Origin of the sequence: Isoptericola sp. NPDC060185, from assembly GCF_042728595.1 — a bacterium.
Taxonomy (GTDB): domain Bacteria; phylum Actinomycetota; class Actinomycetes; order Actinomycetales; family Cellulomonadaceae; genus Isoptericola.
In genome coordinates, this window is sequence record NZ_JBHWYY010000024.1 from 37,160 (window position 1) to 56,443 (window position 19,284).

General features: G+C 73.1%; 12 protein-coding genes. 11 read left to right on the forward strand and 1 reads right to left on the reverse strand.

Going from position 1 to position 19,284, the window contains the following annotated elements; all coding sequences use genetic code 11:
* Positions 1-111: 111 nt before the first annotated feature.
* The gene (gene uxaC / locus ACFWDO_RS10515) at positions 112-1,530 is read right to left on the reverse strand and encodes a glucuronate isomerase (protein WP_380321914.1); all 1,419 of its coding nucleotides are present in this window, start codon (positions 1,528-1,530) and stop codon (positions 112-114) included.
* 156 nt (positions 1,531-1,686) lie between these two features.
* Here uxaC and ACFWDO_RS10520 point away from each other — a divergent pair, with 156 nt between their 5' ends.
* From ACFWDO_RS10520 to ACFWDO_RS10570, 11 genes are all read left to right on the forward strand, one after another.
* Positions 1,687-2,685, forward strand: a complete 999-nt coding sequence (locus ACFWDO_RS10520; protein ID WP_380321911.1) for a LacI family DNA-binding transcriptional regulator — start codon at positions 1,687-1,689, stop codon at positions 2,683-2,685.
* A 79-nt stretch (positions 2,686-2,764) separates the two neighbouring features.
* Positions 2,765-4,003 (forward strand): extracellular solute-binding protein, encoded by a 1,239-nt coding sequence (locus ACFWDO_RS10525; protein ID WP_380321908.1) that lies wholly within the window; start codon positions 2,765-2,767, stop codon positions 4,001-4,003.
* Positions 4,004-4,010: 7 nt separating this feature from the next.
* Complete coding sequence (locus tag ACFWDO_RS10530) at positions 4,011-5,144, forward strand: ABC transporter ATP-binding protein (RefSeq protein WP_380321905.1); 1,134 nt, start codon at positions 4,011-4,013, stop codon at positions 5,142-5,144.
* Entirely contained in the window at positions 5,141-6,067 is a 927-nt protein-coding gene (locus ACFWDO_RS10535) for an ABC transporter permease (RefSeq protein WP_380321902.1), read from the forward strand. The genes ACFWDO_RS10530 and ACFWDO_RS10535 overlap by 4 nt, the downstream gene beginning before the upstream one ends.
* Positions 6,064-6,990, forward strand: coding sequence for an ABC transporter permease (locus ACFWDO_RS10540; RefSeq protein ID WP_380321899.1), 927 nt, complete (start codon positions 6,064-6,066; stop codon positions 6,988-6,990). Before ACFWDO_RS10535 ends, ACFWDO_RS10540 begins: the two co-directional genes overlap by 4 nt.
* On the forward strand, positions 6,980-8,584 hold the full coding sequence (locus tag ACFWDO_RS10545; RefSeq protein WP_380321896.1) for a mannitol dehydrogenase family protein: 1,605 nt from the start codon (positions 6,980-6,982) through the stop codon (positions 8,582-8,584). The genes ACFWDO_RS10540 and ACFWDO_RS10545 overlap by 11 nt, the downstream gene beginning before the upstream one ends.
* Before the next feature lie 95 nt (positions 8,585-8,679).
* Positions 8,680-12,711 carry a glycosyl hydrolase 115 family protein gene (locus tag ACFWDO_RS10550; RefSeq protein WP_380321893.1) on the forward strand — a complete coding sequence of 1,344 codons (4,032 nt, stop codon included), beginning with the start codon at positions 8,680-8,682 and terminating at the stop codon, positions 12,709-12,711.
* Positions 12,712-12,945: 234 nt separating this feature from the next.
* On the forward strand, positions 12,946-14,283 hold the full coding sequence (locus ACFWDO_RS10555; protein ID WP_380321917.1) for an extracellular solute-binding protein: 1,338 nt from the start codon (positions 12,946-12,948) through the stop codon (positions 14,281-14,283).
* Positions 14,280-15,233: a carbohydrate ABC transporter permease gene (locus tag ACFWDO_RS10560; protein ID WP_380321889.1), complete on the forward strand. Its 954-nt coding sequence runs from the start codon at positions 14,280-14,282 to the stop codon at positions 15,231-15,233. The genes ACFWDO_RS10555 and ACFWDO_RS10560 overlap by 4 nt, the downstream gene beginning before the upstream one ends.
* Positions 15,230-16,159 (forward strand): carbohydrate ABC transporter permease, encoded by a 930-nt coding sequence (locus ACFWDO_RS10565; RefSeq protein WP_380321886.1) that lies wholly within the window; start codon positions 15,230-15,232, stop codon positions 16,157-16,159. The genes ACFWDO_RS10560 and ACFWDO_RS10565 overlap by 4 nt, the downstream gene beginning before the upstream one ends.
* The gene (locus tag ACFWDO_RS10570; RefSeq protein ID WP_380321883.1) at positions 16,156-19,239 is read left to right on the forward strand and encodes a glycoside hydrolase family 2 TIM barrel-domain containing protein; all 3,084 of its coding nucleotides are present in this window, start codon (positions 16,156-16,158) and stop codon (positions 19,237-19,239) included. Before ACFWDO_RS10565 ends, ACFWDO_RS10570 begins: the two co-directional genes overlap by 4 nt.
* The last annotated feature ends 45 nt before the right edge of the window (positions 19,240-19,284 follow it).

Genomic DNA, 19,284 nt, shown 5'->3' on the forward strand with positions numbered 1-19,284 from the left:
GGGGCTCCCCCGGGGGCGTCGGTTGGCGTGTGTGGGCCCGGGTCTGGGTGGGGGGGCTGTGTGGCTTTTTACCCCGCGGCGGGCCCCCCCCCCCCCCCCCCCCACAACGCCTCAGGGGCGGGCGTAGGCCGCCTGGGGGAGGCGGTAGGCGAGGTCGACGGCCACGTCGAGGGCCTCGTCCAGGTCCAGGCGGTGCTCCGCCACCAGCCGCGCCAGGTAGCCGGCATCGACGCGGCGGGCCAGGTCGTGCCGCGCGGGGATGGAGCAGAAGGCGCGGGTGTCGTCGACGAAGCCGCTCATGTTGCTGAAGCCGGCCGTCTCCGTGGCCGACTCGCGGAACCGCCGCATGGCGTCGGGGGCGTCGAGGAACCACCACGGCGCGCCGAGGCGCAGGGCCGGGTAGACGCCCGCCAGCGGCGCGAGCTCGCGCGAGTACACGTCCTCGTCCACGGTGAACGCGATGAGCCGCAGGCCCGGGTGGTGGCCGAACGCGTCGAGCACCGGGCGCAGCGAGCGCGTGAACTCGGTGACGACGGGGATGTCGTAGCCCTTGTCCGCGCCGAACGCGGCGAACGGACCGCTCGCGTGGTTGCGCAGCACGCCCGGGTGCAGCTGCATGACCAGGCCGTCCTCGGCCGACATCGCGGCCATCTGGAACAGCATGTGCCCGCTGAACGCCTGCGCCTCGGCGGCGGTGACCGTGCCGGCGAGCGCCTGGTCGAGGATGCGCCGCGCGTCGGCGTCGTCCAGGGGGGTGGTGTCGGCCGAGAGGTGGCCGTGGTCGGTGGCGCGCGCCCCCGCGGCGACGAAGCGCTCGCGCTGGGCGCGCAGCGCCTCGAGGTAGCGGTCGTACGACGTGACGTCGACGCCGGCCGCCTCGCCCAGGCGTGCGACGTCGTCGCGCCAGCCGGCGCGGTCGAGGTGCAGCAGCGGGTCGGGGCGGAACGTCGGCAGCACGCGGTCGCCGTAGCCGTCCGCGGCGAGCTTGGCGTGGGCGTCGAGCGTGGCCCAGGCGGGGTCGGTCGTGGCGATGGTCTCGATGCCGAACGCGTCCAGCAGGGCGCGGGGCCGGAAGTCCGGGTCGGCGATGCGCGCCGCGACCTGGTCGTAGAGCGCGTCGGCGGTCTCGGCCGACGGCCGCTGCGTGACGCCGAGGACCTCGACGAGCACGTGCTCCAGCCAGTAGCGCGTGGGCGTGCCGCGGAAGTGCTTCCAGCCGGCGCAGAAGCGGCGCCAGATCTCGCGCGGGTCGGTCTCGGCGTCCTCGTCGGCGGTGGACCCGACGCCGAGGCGGGGGAGCGTCTCGCCCTGGGAGACGAGCATGCGCGTGAGGTAGTGGTCGGGCACGACGACGAGCTGCGCGGGGTCGCCGAACGGCGCGTCGTCCGCGAACCACTCGACGGGCACGTGGCCGTGCATCGAGACGATCGGCAGGTCCTGCACCGCGGCGTAGATCTCGCGGGCCAGCGGCCGCGTGACCGGGTCGGCGGGCAGCGCCCGGTCGGGGTGCAGGGTCCAGGGCTCGTCCACGGGCGTCTCCCTCGTCGACATCATCGTTGGGATCGATTGCAGTCATCGTGCCGTGTTGGCCGTGCCCGGCGCAAGCCCTTGTGTCGAACGGGGGTTGACGCGTCCCGGGATCGTTTGCAGACTGACCCCGACGGGACGACGCACGAGGGAGTGACGATGGCGAACGCGCACGAGGTGGCCCGCGCGGCCGGTGTCTCCGTGTCGACCGTGTCGCGCGCGCTCACCGCGCCGGAGCAGGTCTCCGCCGCCACCCGCGAGCGGGTGCTCGAGGCCGCCGACCGCCTGGGCTACACGCCCAACCCCACTGCGCGCGGGCTGCGGCTGGGGCGCACGCACACCCTCGGCCTGCTGGTGCCGGACCTCGAGAACCCGTACTTCGCCTCGGTGACGAAGGGGGTGCAGGCCCGGGCGCGGGCGGCCGGCTACCCGGTGTTCGTCGCGGACTCCGAGGAGGACCCGTCGGCGGAGGCGGGGCTGCTCGCCCAGTTCGCGCAGCGGGTCGACGGCGTCGTCCTCGCGTCGCCGCGCTCCGACGACGAGGAGCTGCGCCGGGCCGTCGGCCAGCTCCCCGCCGTCCTCGTCAGCCGGGACCTGGCCGACCTGCCCTCGGTCGCGGTCGACGACGCGGACGGCATCGCGCAGGTGCTCGGCCACCTGCACGCGCTGGGCCACCGCCGCGTGGGCGTGGCGGCCGGGCCGACGACGTCCTGGTCGGGCGCGCGCCGGCTGGAGGGGCTGCGCGCGGCCGCCGAGCGGCTGGGCGACGTGACCCTCGTGGAGCTCGGCTCCTTCCGGCCCTACTTCTCCGGCGGCCTCGCCGCCGCCGACCACGCCGTCGCGCAGGGCGTCACCGCCGTCGCGACGTTCAACGACCTCATGGCCCTCGGCGTTCTCGACCGGCTGCGCGGCCGCGGGGTCCGGGTGCCCGAGGACATGTCCGTCGTCGGGTTCGACGACGTGGACGTCGCGACGCTCGTCTCGCCGGCGCTGACCACGGTGCGGGTGCCGCGCACCGGCCTCGGCCGCCGCGCCGTCGACCTCCTGCTCGGCCGGCTCGACGCCGGCCGCGCCGAGCCCCAGACCGTCGGGGGCGACCGGCACCGGTTGCCCGCCGAGCTCGTGATCCGCGACTCCACCGGCGTCCCGCCCGGATGATCGGTACCCCGCCGCACCGTCGACGACGCCGTCGACGCACCGTTCCCGGGCACCGTCGCCCGGGGGAAGGAAGGTAGTCATGCGACTCCACCGTTCCCACGCCGGCACCGTCGCCGTCGTCGGCGCCGCCGGCCTCGGGCTGCTGCTCGGCGCCTGCGCCCCGCCCGCCGCGGAGGGCGGCGGCGACGGCCCAGCCGTCACCGACGCGGCCGAGGTGCCCGACACGCCCTCGAAGCCCGTCGAGCTGCACATCCTCGACGTCGCGGGCAACCAGAAGCTCACCGAGCCGATGATCGACGCGTTCGTCGAGGAGCACCCGGACGTCATCTCGTCCGTCACCTGGGAGACCGGCGGCGCCCCTGACGTCACCGGCATCGTCAAGCCGCAGGTGGACTCCGGGAACCTGTCGGTGGACCTGGTCCTCACCGGCAACGACGGCCTGTCCGCCGGCATCTCGCAGGACCTGTGGGTGCCGCTGGTCGACGACTTCGGCGACCGCCTGTCCAACCAGCAGAACTACCTGGAGCCCGCCGCGGCGATGCAGGACCTGGCCGAGGGCTACGGCGTCGTCGTCACGTACTACCCGTCCGGCCCGCTGCTGCAGTTCGACCCGAAGGTCGTGACCGACCCGCCGTCGACGCCCGAGGAGCTGCTCGACTGGGCGAAGGCCAACCCCGGCAAGTTCGGGTACGCGCGCCCCGCGAACTCCGGCCCCGGCCGCACGTTCCTCATGGGCCTGCCGTACATCCTGGGCGACAAGGACCCGAAGGACCCGGAGAACGGCTGGGACAAGACCTGGGCGTACCTCAAGGAGCTGGGCGAGTACGTCGACAACTACCCGACCGGCACCGGGCAGGTCGTCACGAACATGGGCGACGGCACCTGGAGCATGATCCCGACGACCACCGGCTGGGAGATCGAGCCCCGCACCGACGGCCGGCTGCCGAACACGCTGGACGCCGCTCCGTTCGACGACTTCACCTGGGTGACGGACGCGCACTACGCGGCCATCCCGAAGGGCCAGTCCGCGGACAAGATCTCGGCGATCCTCCTGCTGCTGCAGGACATCCTCACGCCGGAGCAGAACGCCAAGGCGTACGACCACGGCTACTTCTACCCGGGCCCGGCGGTCGAGGGCGCGACGCTCGACAAGGCGCCGCAGGAGTCGCAGGACACGATCAAGGAGTACGGCCGCGACTGGTACGACGACCTCATCGAGTCGGCGCCGTCCACCACGCCGCTGGCGCCGGACGAGATGGTCAAGGCCTTCGACATCTGGGACCGCGAGATCGGTGCCGGCAAGTACACGGAGGAGTGAGACCGCGATGGCGATCACTGCCGGCACGTTCGAGTCGCTGGAGCTGCGCGACGTCGGGCGCAGCTTCGGCGGCCACCAGGCCCTGGCGGGCCTGGACCTGACGGTCCGGGCGGGCGAGTTCATCGCCCTGCTCGGCCCGTCGGGCTGCGGCAAGTCGACGGCGCTCAACTGCCTCGCGGGCCTGCTCCCGCTCACGCACGGGCAGATCCTGCTCGACGGGCGCCGCGTGGACACCGTGCCGAGCGAGAAGCGCGGGTTCGGCATGGTGTTCCAGAGCTACGCGCTGTTCCCGCACCTCACGGTGGAGAAGAACGTCGCGTTCGGGCTGCAGATGCGCGGCCTGCCCCGCGCCGAGATCTCGCGGCGGGTCGCGGAGGCGATCGCGCTGGTGAAGCTGGAGCAGCACGCGAAGAAGCTGCCCGGCCAGCTGTCGGGCGGCCAGCAGCAGCGCGTCGCGATCGCCCGCGCCGTGGTGCTGGAGCCGTCGCTGGTGCTCATGGACGAGCCGCTGTCGAACCTCGACGCCAAGCTGCGGCTCGACATGCGCACCGAGATCCGCCGCCTGCACCAGGAGCTGGGCCTCACCACGATCTACGTGACCCACGACCAGGAGGAGGCGCTGTCGCTGGCCGACCGTCTCGTCGTGCTGCGCGAGGGCCGGGTGCAGCAGATCGGCACCCCCGACGAGCTGTACGACCACCCCGGCAACTGGCACGTCGCCGACTTCATGGGCTACCGCAACATCCTCGCGGGCACCCTCGGCGACGGAGCGTCCGACGGGACGACGGTGCGCGTGGGCGGCGTGGCCCTGCACGGCCGCGCGGTCGGCGGCGTGTCCGCGGGAGACGAGGTGCGCGTGGCGGTGCGCCCGGACGACCTCACCGTCGTCGGGCCCGGGGGCGAGCCGCGCGACGGCAACGACCTGCGCGGCGAGGTCGCGGTCGTCGAGTACCACGGGCGGGAGTTCGCCGTCGTCGTGCAGACGCCGGACGGGACGATGCTGCACGTGCGCACCCCCGTGGCCCCCGCCGTGGGTGAGGCGGTGCGCCTCACCGCGCCGGCCGACCGGGTGCTCGTCTTCCCGGCCGAGCTGTCGGCCGCGCGGGCGGACGCCCGGGCGGAGGCGGTGACGGCGGCATGACCGCCGTCGCCGCCCGCCCGGCGCGCAGCACCGCCAGCCTGCGGCACCGGCTGGCGGAGCGGGGCATCGACTCGTCGTTGTGGCTCATGGTGCCCGCGCTGGTGTTCGCGCTCGCGCTGTTCGTGTACCCGTTCTCGTACGGGATCGGGCTGACGTTCCAGCCGAGCCTCGCCACCCAGCAGCAGTGGGGCGGCGGGGTCCTGGCGAACTACGTGGCGTTCTTCCGCGACCCGTTCGTCTTCGACTCGGTGTGGATCACGATGCGGCTCGCGCTGCCGGCGGCGCTGTTCAACGTGCTGGCGTCCATCCCGGTGGCGATGGTGCTGCGCCGCAAGTTCCGCTTCAAGCGGTTCATGACGTCGGTGCTGGTGCTGCCGATCACGCTCGGCACGGTCCTCACCGCGCAGGGCCTGCTGATCTTCGCCGGCCGGCAGGGGTGGCTCAACCGGTTCCTGCTCGCCACGGGCGTCGTGGACCAGCCGCTGGCCCTCGTGAACAACTACACCGGCGTGATGTTCTCGCTGATCATCACGGGCTTCCCGTTCGCGTTCCTGCTCGTCTCGTCGTACCTGTCGGGCATCGACCCGTCCCTGGACTCGGCGGCGCGGACCCTCGGCGCGGGCTGGTGGCAGCGGTTCCGGCGCATCACGCTGCCGCTGCTGGCGCCCGGCCTCGCCACCACGTTCATCCTCACGTTCGTGCTGGCGTTCTCGGTGTTCCCGTCCGCCCGCCTCGTCGGCGACGCGATGGGCTCCACCCGCGTGATGTCGCTGATGGCGTTCCGCGCGTTCGGCGAGCAGAACGACTACCCGATGGCCTCGACCATCGCCCTCATGATGGGCGTCGTCGAGCTGCTCGTCGTCGCGATCGTGCTCGCCTGGCGGTCGCTGCTCTACAAGGGATCGACGGGAGGCAAGGGATGAGCGCGCTGGACAGCCCGACGACGACGTCGGACGCGCCGCAGGACACACCGCCCCGCGCGACGGGTGCGGCGGGGCGGCCCCCGGGCGAGCGGTCGCTGGCCGCCTCGCCGTCCACCTGGTTCGTCTGGGCCGGCATGGCCGCGTTCCTGGTGTTCCTGCTGGGCATCATCGTGGCGGTGGTCGTCGACTCGTTCGGCCGGTCGTGGTTCGACAGCTGGCTGCCCGCCGAGTGGACCACCGACTGGTACGCGAGCTCCTGGGACCGGTTCGACCTGACGCACGTGGTGGGCGTGACGGTGGGCGTCGCGATCGCCGTCGTGGTGCTGTCCGTGCTGATCGGCGTGCCCGCGGCGTACCTGCTGGCCCGGCGGAACTTCCCCGGCAAGCGGCTGGTGAACGTGCTGTTCCTGCTGCCGATCCTCATGCCGCCCATCACCTTCGGCATCCCGCTCGCCACGGTGATGTACGCGTTCGGTCTGGGCCGCACGGTGGTCGCGGTGATCCTGGTGAACCTGGTGCCGTCCGTGCCGTTCGTCATCCTGACGATGACGCCGTTCATCGAGCAGATCAACCCGGCGATCGAGTCCGCCGCGCGCATGTGCGGCGCCGGCCTGCGCCAGGTGTTCACGCGCATCCTGGCGCCGCTGCTGGTGCCCGGCATCCTCGCGGCGTCGATCCTCGTCCTCGTGCGCACGGTCGGGATGTTCGAGCTGACGTTCCTCGTGTCCGGCCCGCAGTCCGACACGCTCGTCGTGGCGATCTACCGCGCCATGACGTCGGCGGGCGGCGGCGAGGCCCGCCAGCTCGTCTCCGCCATGGCGGTCATGTACACGACGACGATGCTCGTCATGCTCGTGGTCGCCCTGAGGTTCGTGAACCCCACCCAGCTGGTCGCCCAAGTGAAGGAAGCCCGTGACGACTGACCGACTCCACCGCTCCGCCCTGCCCGCGCACCTCGAGCCGCCGGCGGACCCCGAGCAGGTGGGCATCGTGCACCTGGGGATCGGCGCGTTCCACCGGGCCCACCAGGCGGTGTTCACCGAGCTGGCCGCGCGCGCCACCGGCGACCGCCGCTGGGGGATCCTCGGCGTGACGCAGCGCTCGGCGTCGGTGCGCGACCAGCTGCGGCCGCAGGGCGGGGTGTACGCGGTGCTCACGGCGGGCACGCACGAGAGCCGGCTCGACCTCGTGGGGTCCGTGCTCGACGTCGCGTGGCCCGCCGAGGAGACCGCGCGGGTGCTGGCGGCGGTCGCGGCGCCCACGACCCACGTCGTGACGCTCACCGTCACCGAGAAGGGGTACGCCCGTGCCGCCGACGGCGGGCTCGACGTCGAGCGCGTGCGCCCCGACCTCGACGCGCTCGCGGCCGAATCGGTCGGTGCGGGGCCGTCGGGCGCCGGGTCGGCCGCCGACCAGGTGGTTGTGCACGGAAAGACGCCCGAGAACGTGCAGAACCGCCTGGTCGGCGGGGACGTGGTGCCCGGGACGACGGCGGTCGGCCTGCTGGTGCGGGGCCTGGCGGCCCGGTGGCGGGCGGCGCGGGCGGCGGGCGAGCGGCACCCGATCACGGTGCTGACCTGCGACAACATGGTGGACAACGGACGCGTGCTCGAGCGGCTGGTGGGCGCGGCGGTGGACGCCGCGCTGCCGGGGGCGGACGGGGACGGGCTGCGGTCGTGGCTCGCGTCGGACGTCGCGTTCCCGTGCTCGATGGTGGACCGGATCGTGCCGGCCACCACGGCGGCCCACCGCGACGCGGTGGAGCGCGAGCTCGGCGCCCGCGACGAGGGCCTCGTGGTGGGCGAGCCGTTCCGCCAGTGGGTGATCGAGGACCGGTTCGCCGGGCCGCGCCCCGCGTGGGAGCGGGCGGGCGCCACCCTCACCTCCGACGTCGCGCCGTGGGAGCAGGCCAAGCTGCGGATGCTCAACGGCACCCACTCGCTGCTCGCGTACGCCGGGCGGCTGGCCGGGCACGCGACGCTCGCGGAGGCCGTCACCGACCCGGCGCTGCGCGAGCGGGCGCGCGCGTTCATGCTCGACGACGCCCTCCCCACGCTGACGCCGCCCGACGGCGCGGACCTGCGCGCGTACGGGGAGTCCCTGCTGGAGCGGTTCGCGAACCCCGCCACGGGGCACACCACGCTGCAGGTGTCGATGGACGGCACGCAGAAGATCCCCATCCGCTGGGGCGGGATCGTGGCCGACCGGCTCGCCGCCGGCGCCGTGCCGTCGGGAGCGGCGTTCGCGCTGGCCGCGTGGAGCGAGGTGGTGCGCCGGGAGGCGGCCGCCGGGCGGCTCGTCGACGACCCGCGCGCCGCCGAGCTCGCCGCCGTCGTCGCGCGGGCGGGCGACGGTGACCCCGCCGCGGCCGCGCCGGCGGACGTCGCCCGGGCGCTGCTCGCGCTGCCGGGGCTCCTGCCTGACGATGCCGGGTCCGACCCCCGCCTGACGGGTGCGGTCGTCGACCTGGCCGACGAGCTCGATCGCCGACGTCGTCCGAGCTGGTCGGACGCCTAGAGGAGGGACTGACGATGCTGCCATCGCGACAACGAGGTCGAGCAGCGCAGCAAGCGATTCACGACGGGAGTCGGGGGCGCCCACGATGGCCGGCGGTGCTCGCGGCGGGCGCCCTGGTGGCCGCGGCGCTCGCGCCCGTGGCCACCGTGGGGGCCGCTCAGGCGGCGCCGTCCGGATTCACCGTCTACGACGGGCGGGAGGCCGCGCCGATCCTGATGGACGCGCCCCCGTCGGGCGACGAGGGTCGACGGGACTATCAACAGGTGCGCCGCGCGACCCAGGACCTGCGCCAGGACGTCGGCATGGCGACCGGCGCGATCGACCAGCGCGAGGTCCAGGGCCTCCTCGTCGACGACGAGGAGGCGAAGGAGGCCAGGCTCGACGCCGGGGGTCGTGGCGTCCCCGAGCTGCGCACCGACGGGTCGGGCGCCCGGGCCGCCATCATCGTGGGCCAGGTCGGCCAGAGCGAGCTCGTCGACCAGATCGTCGACGACGGCAAGCTGGACGAGGCCGCGACGATCGCGGGCCGGTGGGAGGCCTACGTGACCAAGTGGGTCAAGGACCCGCTGCCGGGGGTGGACGAGGCCCTCGTGGTCGCCGGGAGCGACGCCCGCGGCACCATCTACGGCATCTACTCGGTCTCGGAGGAGATCGGCGTCTCGCCCTGGTACTGGTTCAGCGACGTGCCGGTGAAGGTGCGGGACGCGATCGTGGTCGGCACCGACGCGCGGGTGGACGACGGACCCGACGTGAAGTACCGCGGGATCTTCATCAACGACGAGGAGCGCCTCGCGCAGTGGGCGAGGTCGAAGTTCCCCACGGACCAGGGGACGCCCGACGTCAACTACTACCGGCACGTCTACGAGCTGCTGCTGCGCCTGCGGATGAACACGCTGTGGCCGGCGATGCACGCGACGTCGACGGCGTTCAACGGCGCCACCGACACCGGGATGTACGACACGGGGACACCGATCAACGCCCGTGAGGCGTCGGCGTACGGCGTGGTCGCGTCGTCGTCGCACGCGGAGCTGATGCTGCGCAGCAACGAGCACGAGTGGCGGGAGTTCTACGAGCGGAACAAGGAGGGGCTCGACATCCGCGGCGCCGACTGGCGTGCCGCGTACGACTACTCGATCAACAAGCCCGCGCTCATCGCCTACTGGCGCGAGAGGCTCGTCGCCAACGAGGAGTTCGAGAGCATCCTGCCGCTCGGCGTCCGCGGCGTGCACGACAGCGAGCCGGTGCTCACCCCCGGCAACCCCTACGGGTTCACGACCAAGGTGGAGATGGTCGGCGATGCCATCACCGAGCAGCGGAAGCTCGTCGCCGAGGTGTACGGCAGCGTCGACGCCGTCCCCCAGGTGTTCATCCCGTACAAGGAGATGAACGACCTCTACAACGCCGGCCTGAAGGACTACATCCCCGACGACGTGACCCTCATGTGGGCGGAGGACAACTACGGCTACCTGCGTCAGATGCCGACGAAGGCCGAGGCGGCCCGCTCCGGCGGCAACGGCGTCTACTACCACAACTCCTACTGGGGCGAGCCGAAGAGCTACCTGTGGCTCAACTCGACGCCCATGGCGCTGATGGTGCAGCAGCTGCACCGGGCGTGGAGCTCGGGAGCAGGGCGGTACTGGATCCTCAACGTGGGTGACATCAAGCCGGGCGAGATCAAGCTGGACCTGTTCGCCCGCCTCGCCTGGGACGTCGACGGGTATGACGACACGAACATCGAGAGCCGCTTCCTCACGGACCAGGTGCGCCGGGACTACCGGCTGACCGGGCAGCAGGCGCGGACGGTCGCCGACGCGCTGACACGGTTCGACACCCTGGAGAGCACCAAGCGTGCGGAGTTCTGGGGTGCGGTGGACGCGTCGAGCGGCAGCTCCGGGCGGATCCACACCGGCCAGGTGTACCCGTTCAGCGCGACGTCGGACGGCGACGAGCTGCAGCGCTACATCAACGAGGCGAACGCCCTGGTGACCGAGCTCGAGGATGTCTCGGCGAAGCTGGCCCCGCAGTACCGGCCCGCGTTCTACCAGCAGGTGCTCCACCGGGTGCGGGCGTACCGCGACATCGCGGAGCACATCGGCTACTTCTGGAAGAACCAGCTCGCGGCGTCGCAGGGTCGTTACGCCAGCGCGGGGAGCTACGAGCTGCTCTCGAAGCGGGCCCGCGCGCGCATCACGGCCGACGAGCGCTACTGGGACACGCTCAGCGACGGCAAGTGGGCGAAGATCATGGGCCACAGCCATCCGGAGGGCTTCCCCAACGAGGGCGCCGTCATGCTGACGAACGACCGGTACGCCAGGGTCCCGGAGGCGCACGAGGGCGTCGGCGCGGCCGCCGAGGGCAGCACGGATCCGGGCGCGGGCACGCTCCGCTTCAGCTCGGCCACGCCCGACGACGAGAGGTTCTTCGACGTCTTCTCGACGGCCGACGTCGCCGACCCGCAGGACTGGGTCGCCGAGGCGGACCAGCCGTGGATCAGCCTGTCGGCGCGCTCGGGGACGACGGCGACCGAACGACGCGTGCGCGTGTCGGTCGACGAGGGGCGCGGCACGTCGGGCGTCGTCCGGGTGTACCGGGCCGTCGACGGGGTGCGCACGGGCGAGCCCGTCGCGACCTTCGCGGTCGACGTCGAGCGGGCGCCCGACCTCAAGGACCTCGACGGGAGCGGGCACCTCGAGTCGAACGGCCGCGTGGTGCTCGAGGCGGAGCACTTCGCCGCCAACGAGCCGGGGGCGGACGGCTCCCGGTGGGCGCCGGTCCAGGGCGTGGGCCAGCGGGGCGCGTCGATGGGGTCGTACCCCGAGACCGCCCCCCGCGTCGACACCGACTTCGCGGACACGGCCCGGCTCACCTACCGCGTCTGGTTCACCTCGACCGGGCGGTTCACGGGGACGTTCTACCGGGTGCCCACCCTGAACGAGGGCACCGAGGACGACGGCACCGCACGGACGGCGCGCACGGCGATCGGCCTCGACGACGAGGTGCCCACCAGTGCGCAGCTCCGCGGCACGTCGGTGTCGGGGAACAGCCAGAGCCCGTGGGGCTTCAACATCATGCATGGGATCGAGCCGCTCGAGTTCACGGTGGACGTCCCGACCCCCGGCTGGCACGACCTGGTCGTGTATCGGTCCGACGCCGCGATCCTCTTCGACCGGATCGTCCTCGAGACCGTCGACGGTGCCGCCGGGGACGGGCTGGTCGGGCCGCCCGAGAGCCCCAACGACGTCGCCGGCGCGGCTCCGCAACGTGCCGTCGTCGCGGAGCTCCCCCGGGAGATGCCGGCGCTGCACCGGGTTCCTGACGTGCACACCACCGAGGGTGCGACGTCCACGATCGACGGGATGTCCGGGGCCGTCTCGGTGACGTCGGACAACGAGACGGCTGTCTCGGCGTCGCTCGACGGCGACGCGGTGCGGGTCACCGGTCACCGTGCGGGCACCGCCGAGGTGGCGGCGACCGCTCGTGACGGCTCCGTCACGGTGGCGACGGTGCGCGTGACGCGTGCCGTCGGCGCCCCGGTGGGGTCCTACCAGGAGGAGGCGGGTTCGATCGTGATCGACGCCGCGGACGCCCTGGAGGACGCCCCCGGGGCCCTCTCGGAGGCGAGCAACAACGGCACGCACACCTGGGCGCAGGCCCGGAACGGTGTGCAGGCCGTGCCGCCCGCCAGCGCCGCGGCGAAGGCGAACTGGATCGCGACCTCTCCGGCCCAGGCCGCGGCGCTGTTCTCCGCGGGGCCGACGGACAAGGTCAACGGCAGCATCGCGCCGGGGGCTCCGCCGCGCCTCGACTTCACGGTCGACGTCGCGGCCGGGGGCACCTACTACCTGTTCGCGAACATGAGCAACCCGAACGCCGACGCGGACTCGTACCACGTGCTCGTCGACGGGACGTGGCGCTACCACTCGGGCAAGAGCAGCCCCGAGGCCGGGTCCGAGTCCTGGTACGGGAGCACCGGCACCGCCGGCGCCGCGATCGCGCTCGCCCCGGGGGAGCACACCATCTCGCTCGCACCGCGCGAGTCGGGTCTCGTGCTGAACCAGCTCGTCCTGACCACCGACAAAGACCCGGGACTCGTGGGCTTCCAGGAGCCCAGCGCTCGGGTCGAGTGACGCCGGGCGGTCGGCAAGGGCCCTGAGCCATGGTCCGGCGGTGCTCCCCTCACCGGAGCGCCGCCGGACCTCGGGCATGCTCTCGGGCGCTCGCCGCCGGACGAGGAAGCTCCTGGCTGACACGCCCTGGGACCGGTGACCGACCGGTCAGCCAGCACTGTTAACGTGACCACCCTCACACGCAAGCCCGAGGCACCTGCCCCGGGCGACGACGTCACGACGAAGTGGGGACGGATGCGAGAGGTCACGAGACGGGAGCTCCTCGGCCTGGGGCTCGCCGGGGGAGCGGCGGCGGTGCTCGCCGGCTGCGCGACGCCGGGCACGACGTCGGTCAACGCCCAGCCGGTGGTGCCGGCGGCGGCCGGGGAGAAGGTCACGCTGACGTACTGGGCGTGGCTCAAGGACCTGCAGAAGGTCGCCGACATCTGGAACGCGAAGCACCCGGACGTCCAGGTGGAGGTGGCCTGGATCCCGGGCGGCAACTCCGGCGGCTACCAGAAGATGTACTCGGCCCTCGCGGCCGGCGGCGGGCCCGACCTCGCGCAGGTGGAGATGCGCACGGTGCCCGAGTTCATGCTGGTCAACGGCCTGGTCGACCTGGAGCGCTACGGCGTCTCCGAGCACGCCGACAAGTTCGACGAGACGCTCTGGAACCAGGTCAGCTTCGCGGGCGGCGTGTACGGCATCCCGCAGGACTCCGGGCCGGTGGGCATGTACTACCGCCCCGACCTCTTCGAGCAGGTCGGCGCCGACGTCCCCACCACGTGGGCGCAGTGGGCGCAGGTGGCGCCCGCTTTCCGCGAGGCGGGCATCTTCATCGACGCGTTCCCGCTGGACGACACGTCGGTGTTCGCCGCGCACGCGATGCAGGCCGGCGCCACGTGGTTGCGCAGCTCCGACGACGGCTGGGTCATCGACATGGCCGACGAGACGACGCTCGACGTCGCGCGGTTCTTCGACAAGGCCATCGACGACGACCTGGTGACGACATCGGCCAACCCGTACTCGCCCGGCTGGTTCGCCGCCGCCGCCGACGACAAGATCGCGTCCCTGGTGAGCGCGAGCTGGGGCGACGCCCTGCTGGAGGGCGTGAGCGGCGCCGAGGGGAAGTGGCGCGTGGCGCCTGCCCCGCGCTGGGACACGGGCTTCGGGTCGTCGTTCATCGGCGGCTCGACGTCGGCGGTGCTCGCGAACAGCAAGCACCCGAAGGAGGCGATGGAGTTCGCCGTCTGGATGAACACGGACCCCGAGGGCATCGACGCGATGATCAAGTACTCGGGCATCGGCTGGTCGCCGGCCCGCGACTACATCGGTGCCGCGCGCGAGGAGCCCAGCGAGTTCTTCGGCGGGCAGCGGTACAACACGGAGGTCTTCCAGCCCGCCACGAAGGAGCAGAACCCCGACTGGCAGTGGTGGCCCATCACGCAGCAGACGTTCAACATCCTCGGCGACGGGTTCCGGCGCAAGGCCACGGGCGGCACGCTCGTGGACGCCGTCGTCGCCGCGGAGGCGCGGACCATCGAGGTGTTCCGCCAGAAGGGCCTGACGATCCGGAAGGCGGAGGACCGATGACCACCCAGACCACCACGCCCACCACCCGGGCCCCGGGCGCGCCGGCGCCGTCGAAGACGAAGCGCGGCACGGCCGTGGGGCGCGCCCCCTGGATCCTCGTCGGGCCGTTCCTCGTGCTGTTCCTGCTGACGTTCGTGCTGCCGATCCTCGTGGCGATCGGGCAGAGCTTCACCACCGTCACGCGGGCGGGGCTGTTCGGCGAGGAGGGCGTCACCACCGGGTTCGCCTGGTTCGAGAACTACCGGATCGCGCTGGAGGACGGGAACTTCATCGCGTCGATCTGGCGGATGCTGCTGTTCGGCGTCGTGCAGGTGCCGGTGATGATCGTCGCGGCGACGGTGCTGGCCCTGCTGCTGGAGTCGGCGTCGGCGCGCTGGCCCGGCTTCTTCCGCGCCACCTACTTCATGCCGTACGGCATCCCGGGCGTCATCGCGACCATCCTCTGGTCGTTCCTGTACGTGCCGGGCCTGAGCCCGATCATCGACCTGACCGAGACGCTGTTCGGGTTCACGCCCGACTTCCTCGGCGCGGGCACGGTGCTGTGGTCGATCGCGAACATCGTCACCTGGACGTACGCGGGCTACAACATGCTCATCATCGTGGCGCAGCTCAAGGCGATCCCGCCCGAGCTGTACGAGGCGGCGCGCGTCGACGGCGCGGGCCCGTGGCGCACGGCGTGGAGCGTCCAGCTCCCGTTGATCCGGCCGGCGCTGGTGCTCACCACGGTCTTCTCCATCATCGGCACGCTGCAGCTCTTCGCGGAGCCGCAGCTGCTCAAGACGGTCTCGCCGGCGATCGACTCGCAGTACACGCCGAACCTGTCGGCCTACACGACCGCGTTCGCCTACAACGACTACAACGTCGCGGCCGCCCAGTCGGTGCTCATCGCGCTCGTCGCGTTCGCGCTGTCGTTCCTCTTCCTCCGGCTGACGAACAGGAGCTCGCGATGACCGCCACCGTGTCCACTCAGCCCGCCTCCACGCCGCCCCTCGGCACCCGCGCCGCGGCGCGGGCCGCCGCCCCGGACCGCGGGGGTCGCCGTCCGGCCACGCGGATCCTCGTCACCGGCATCCTCGTGGTCGTCGCGATCTACTTCCTGGTGCCCGTCTACTGGGTGGTGGTCGCCGCGACGAAGACGACGGACGACCTGTTCGCGACCAACGGCTTCTGGTTCGGGAGCTCGTTCGCGCTGTTCGACAACCTCGGCGCGGTCCTGACGTACGACGGCGGTGTCTTCGTGCGCTGGTTCGCCAACTCCGTGCTGTACGCCGGGGTGGGCGGGCTGATCGCCACGTACCTCGCGGCCGCGGGCGGCTACGCGCTGGCCAAGTACCAGTTCCGGGGCCGCAACCTCATCTTCGGGCTGGTGCTCGGCGGCGTGCTCGTGCCCGGCACGGCCACCGCGCTGCCGCTGTTCCTGCTGTTCAGCCAGCTCGGCCTCGCGAACAGCTACTGGAGCGTGCTGATCCCGTCGCTCGTGTCGCCGTTCGGCTTCTTCCTGTGCCGCATCTACGCCGACGCGACCGTGGACTCCTCGCTCGTCGAGGCGGCCCGCATCGACGGGGCGGGGGAGCTGCGGATCTTCCACACCATCGGCCTGCGGATCATGACGCCCGCACTGGTCACCGTGTTCCTGTTCCAGCTGGTCGGCATCTGGAACAACTACTTCCTGCCGCTGGTGATGCTGAGCGACCAGAAGCTGTACCCGATCACCCTCGGGCTCAACAACTGGCGCAGCCAGACCGACCGGCTGCCCGAGTTCTACGAGCTCACCACCGGGGGCGTGCTGCTCTCGGTGATCCCCCTCGCCATCGCCATGATCGCCCTGCAGCGGTTCTGGCGCGGCGGACTGACGGAAGGTGCTGTCAAGGCATGACCCTGCTCTCCCCGCTGCCGCACGAGTCCACCGTCCCCGCGTCGGGCCGCGTCGAGCCGCCCCGCGCGGCGCTGACCAGCGACGCGCCCCGCCGGTCCCTCGAGGGCGCCTGGGCCTTTCGGCTCCTCGCCGGCGTCCCCGGCGCCCCGGGCGCCCACGGCGTCCTGCCCGCCGGCGAGGCGCCTGCCGACTTCGCCCGCCCCGGCTACGCGACGTCGCCCGACGCCGGCTGGGGCGAGATCCCCGTCCCCGCGCACTGGGTGCTCGAGGGCGACGGCGCGTACGGCCGCCCGATCTACACGAACGTGCAGTTCCCCTTCCCGGTGGACCCGCCGCACGTGCCCGACGAGAACCCGACGGGCGACTACCGCCGCGAGGTCGACGTGCCGGCGTCGTGGACCGAGGGCGGCCGCGTGCTGCTGCGGTTCGACGGCGTGGAGTCGTTCTTCACGGTGTGGGTGAACGGCGTCGAGGTGGGGTCGGCGTCGGGCAGCCGTCTGGCGCACGAGTACGACGTCACCGAGGCCGTGCGCCCGGGCGCCAACACGGTCGCGGTGCGGGTGGTGCAGTGGTCCGCCGCGAGCTACCTCGAGGACCAGGACCAGTGGTGGCTGCCCGGCATCTTCCGCGACGTCACCCTGCTGCACCGGCCCGTCGGGGCGCTCGACGACGTGTGGCTCGACGCCGACCTCGTCCCCGGGTCCGACCCGGCCACCGGCGAGGGCACCCTCGTGCCCGAGGTGCGCGCCGACGGCGCGGCGTTCCCCGTGCGGCTGCGGGTGCCCGAGCTCGGGGTCGACGTCGTGTGGGCGACACCCGAGGACGTCGCGCCCGTCGCGGTCGGCGCCGTCGAACCCTGGTCGGCCGACGTCCCGCGCCGCTACGAGGCGACCGTGGCGTCGACGGGCGAGACCGTGAGCCTGAAGGTGGGCTTCCGGCGTGTCGAGATCGTCGGCGACCGGCTGCTCGTCAACGGGCGGCGGGTGGTCTTCTCCGGCATGAACCGGCACGAGACCCACCCGGACCGGGGCCGCGTCTTCGACGAGGAGCACGCCCGGGCCGACCTGCTGCGGATGAAGCAGCACAACGTCAACGCGATCCGCACCAGCCACTACCCGCCGCACCCGCGCGTGCTCGACCTGGCCGACGAGCTGGGCCTGTGGGTGATCCTCGAGACCGACCTCGAGACGCACGGCTTCGGCGACGGCGACTGGGTGGGCAACCCGAGCGACGACCCGGCCTGGCGCGAGGCGTACCTCGACCGCGTGCGGCGCACCGTGGAGCGCGACAAGAACCACCCGAGCGTCGTGCTGTGGTCGCTGGGCAACGAGTCGGGCACCGGCAGCAACCTCGCTGCCATGGCCGAGTGGGTGCACCACCGCGATCCGTCGCGGCCCGTGCACTACGAGGGCGACTACGCGGGCGAGTACACCGACGTCTACTCGCGGATGTACTCGACGGTCCCGGAGACGGCGTCGATCGGGAGCGGCGACCTGTCGCCGCTCCTCGGCTGCAGCGTCGCCGACTCCGCCCGCCAGCGGTCCAAGCCGTTCCTGCTGTGCGAGTACGCGCACGCCATGGGCAACGGCCCCGGCGCGCTCGACCAGTACCGCGAGCTCGTGGACACCCACCCGCGGCTGCACGGCGGGTTCGTCTGGGAGTGGCGCGACCACGGCCTGCGCACCACCGCCCCGGACGGCACCGAGTTCTTCGCCTACGGCGGCGACTTCGGCGAGGTGGTGCACGACGGCAACTTCGTCATGGACGGGATGGTGCTGTCCGACGACACCCCCAGCCCCGGGCTGACGGAGTTCGCGCACGTCGAGCGACCCGTCGTCGTGCGGCCGTCCGGCGGGCCCGCGTCGGGCAGGGTCGAGGTCTGGAACCGCCGCCACACCGCGGGCACGGGCGACCTCGTGCTGCGGTGGCGGGTCGAGCACGACGGCGCGGTCGTGGCCTCGGGCGAGACCGATGCCGGCCCGGACGGGACGCCCGTCGCCGCGGGGGAGCGGGTGGAGGTCCGGCTGCTCGACGTCGCGGCCCTGCCCACCGCGGCCCCGGGCGCCGAGGTGTTCCTCACCGTCGAGCTCGCGCTGCGCGAGGACGCGTCGTGGGCGGACGCCGGGCACGTCGTCGGGCGCGACCAGTGGCCCCTGCCGACGCGGGCGGCGAGCCGCACGGCGCGCCGGTCAGGCGTGGCGCTCGCGGACGCGCCGGTCGCGTTCCGCGGCCCCGAGCTGGTCGCCCTGGCCGGGGCGGACGTGTCCGCGCCGCGCCTCGAGCTGTGGCGGGCGCCCACGGACAACGACCGCGGCGCCGGGATGGGCAGCTACGACGCGGCCGACCCGACGGCGCTCCCGTGGCGCGGCGCGCCCGCGCCGTCGGTCGCCGACCGGTGGCGCCGCCAGGGCCTGGACCGGCTCACCCACCGCACCGTCGCCGTCGAGGAGTCGGCCGACCGGCTGCGGGTGCTGCGCAGGGTGTCCGCCGCCCAGAGCCGGCGGACGATCGACGTCGAGGAGACGTGGACCGCCGAGCGCGCCGCCGACGGCGCCGTCGAGGCCGTGCTGCGCGTGGTCCTCACGCCCGACGACCGGTGGGACGACGTGTGGCCGCGCGTCGGCGTCCACCTGGCGCTGCCGACCGACGTCGACGGCGCGGAGTGGTTCGGCCTGGGGCCGCACGACTCGTATCCGGACGTGCGCTCCTCGGTCGTGGTGGGGCGGCACCGGGCGGGCCTCGACGACCTGCGCGTGCCGTACGCGCGGCCGCAGGAGTCGGGCCACCGCTCCGAGGTGCGCGACCTGGTGCTGGCGCGCGACGGGCGCCCGTGGGTGCGGATGGCCGCCGCCCGCGACGCCCGCGGCCGCCTGCCCGGCTTCACGCTGGCCCGGCACTCCGCGCACGAGCTCGCCGCGGCCGCGCACCCGCACGAGCTGCCCGTGCCGGAGCGGCACCACCTGTACGTCGACGCCGCCCAGCACGGCCTGGGCTCGCGCGCCTGCGGCCCGGACGTCTGGCCGACGGCGATGCTGCGCCCGCAGGCCCGGACCCTCGAGCTGCGCTGGCGAGCCCTGTGACGCTGTGAGCGGGCGTTTGGCCCTGTTTCGCGACCGGGACAGGGC

What these genes read in the sequence shown, in the direction of transcription:
- ACFWDO_RS10530 (WP_380321905.1), top strand. Translation starts at nt 4,011, where the DNA reads ATGGCGATCACTGCCGGCACGTTCGAGTCGCTGGAGCTGCGCGACGTC.
- ACFWDO_RS10570 (WP_380321883.1), top strand. Translation starts at nt 16,156, where the DNA reads ATGACCCTGCTCTCCCCGCTGCCGCACGAGTCCACCGTCCCCGCGTCG.
- ACFWDO_RS10560 (WP_380321889.1), top strand. Translation starts at nt 14,280, where the DNA reads ATGACCACCCAGACCACCACGCCCACCACCCGGGCCCCGGGCGCGCCG.
- ACFWDO_RS10520 (WP_380321911.1), top strand. Translation starts at nt 1,687, where the DNA reads ATGGCGAACGCGCACGAGGTGGCCCGCGCGGCCGGTGTCTCCGTGTCG.
- ACFWDO_RS10555 (WP_380321917.1), top strand. Translation starts at nt 12,946, where the DNA reads ATGCGAGAGGTCACGAGACGGGAGCTCCTCGGCCTGGGGCTCGCCGGG.
- ACFWDO_RS10540 (WP_380321899.1), top strand. Translation starts at nt 6,064, where the DNA reads ATGAGCGCGCTGGACAGCCCGACGACGACGTCGGACGCGCCGCAGGAC.
- ACFWDO_RS10525 (WP_380321908.1), top strand. Translation starts at nt 2,765, where the DNA reads ATGCGACTCCACCGTTCCCACGCCGGCACCGTCGCCGTCGTCGGCGCC.
- ACFWDO_RS10565 (WP_380321886.1), top strand. Translation starts at nt 15,230, where the DNA reads ATGACCGCCACCGTGTCCACTCAGCCCGCCTCCACGCCGCCCCTCGGC.
- ACFWDO_RS10535 (WP_380321902.1), top strand. Translation starts at nt 5,141, where the DNA reads ATGACCGCCGTCGCCGCCCGCCCGGCGCGCAGCACCGCCAGCCTGCGG.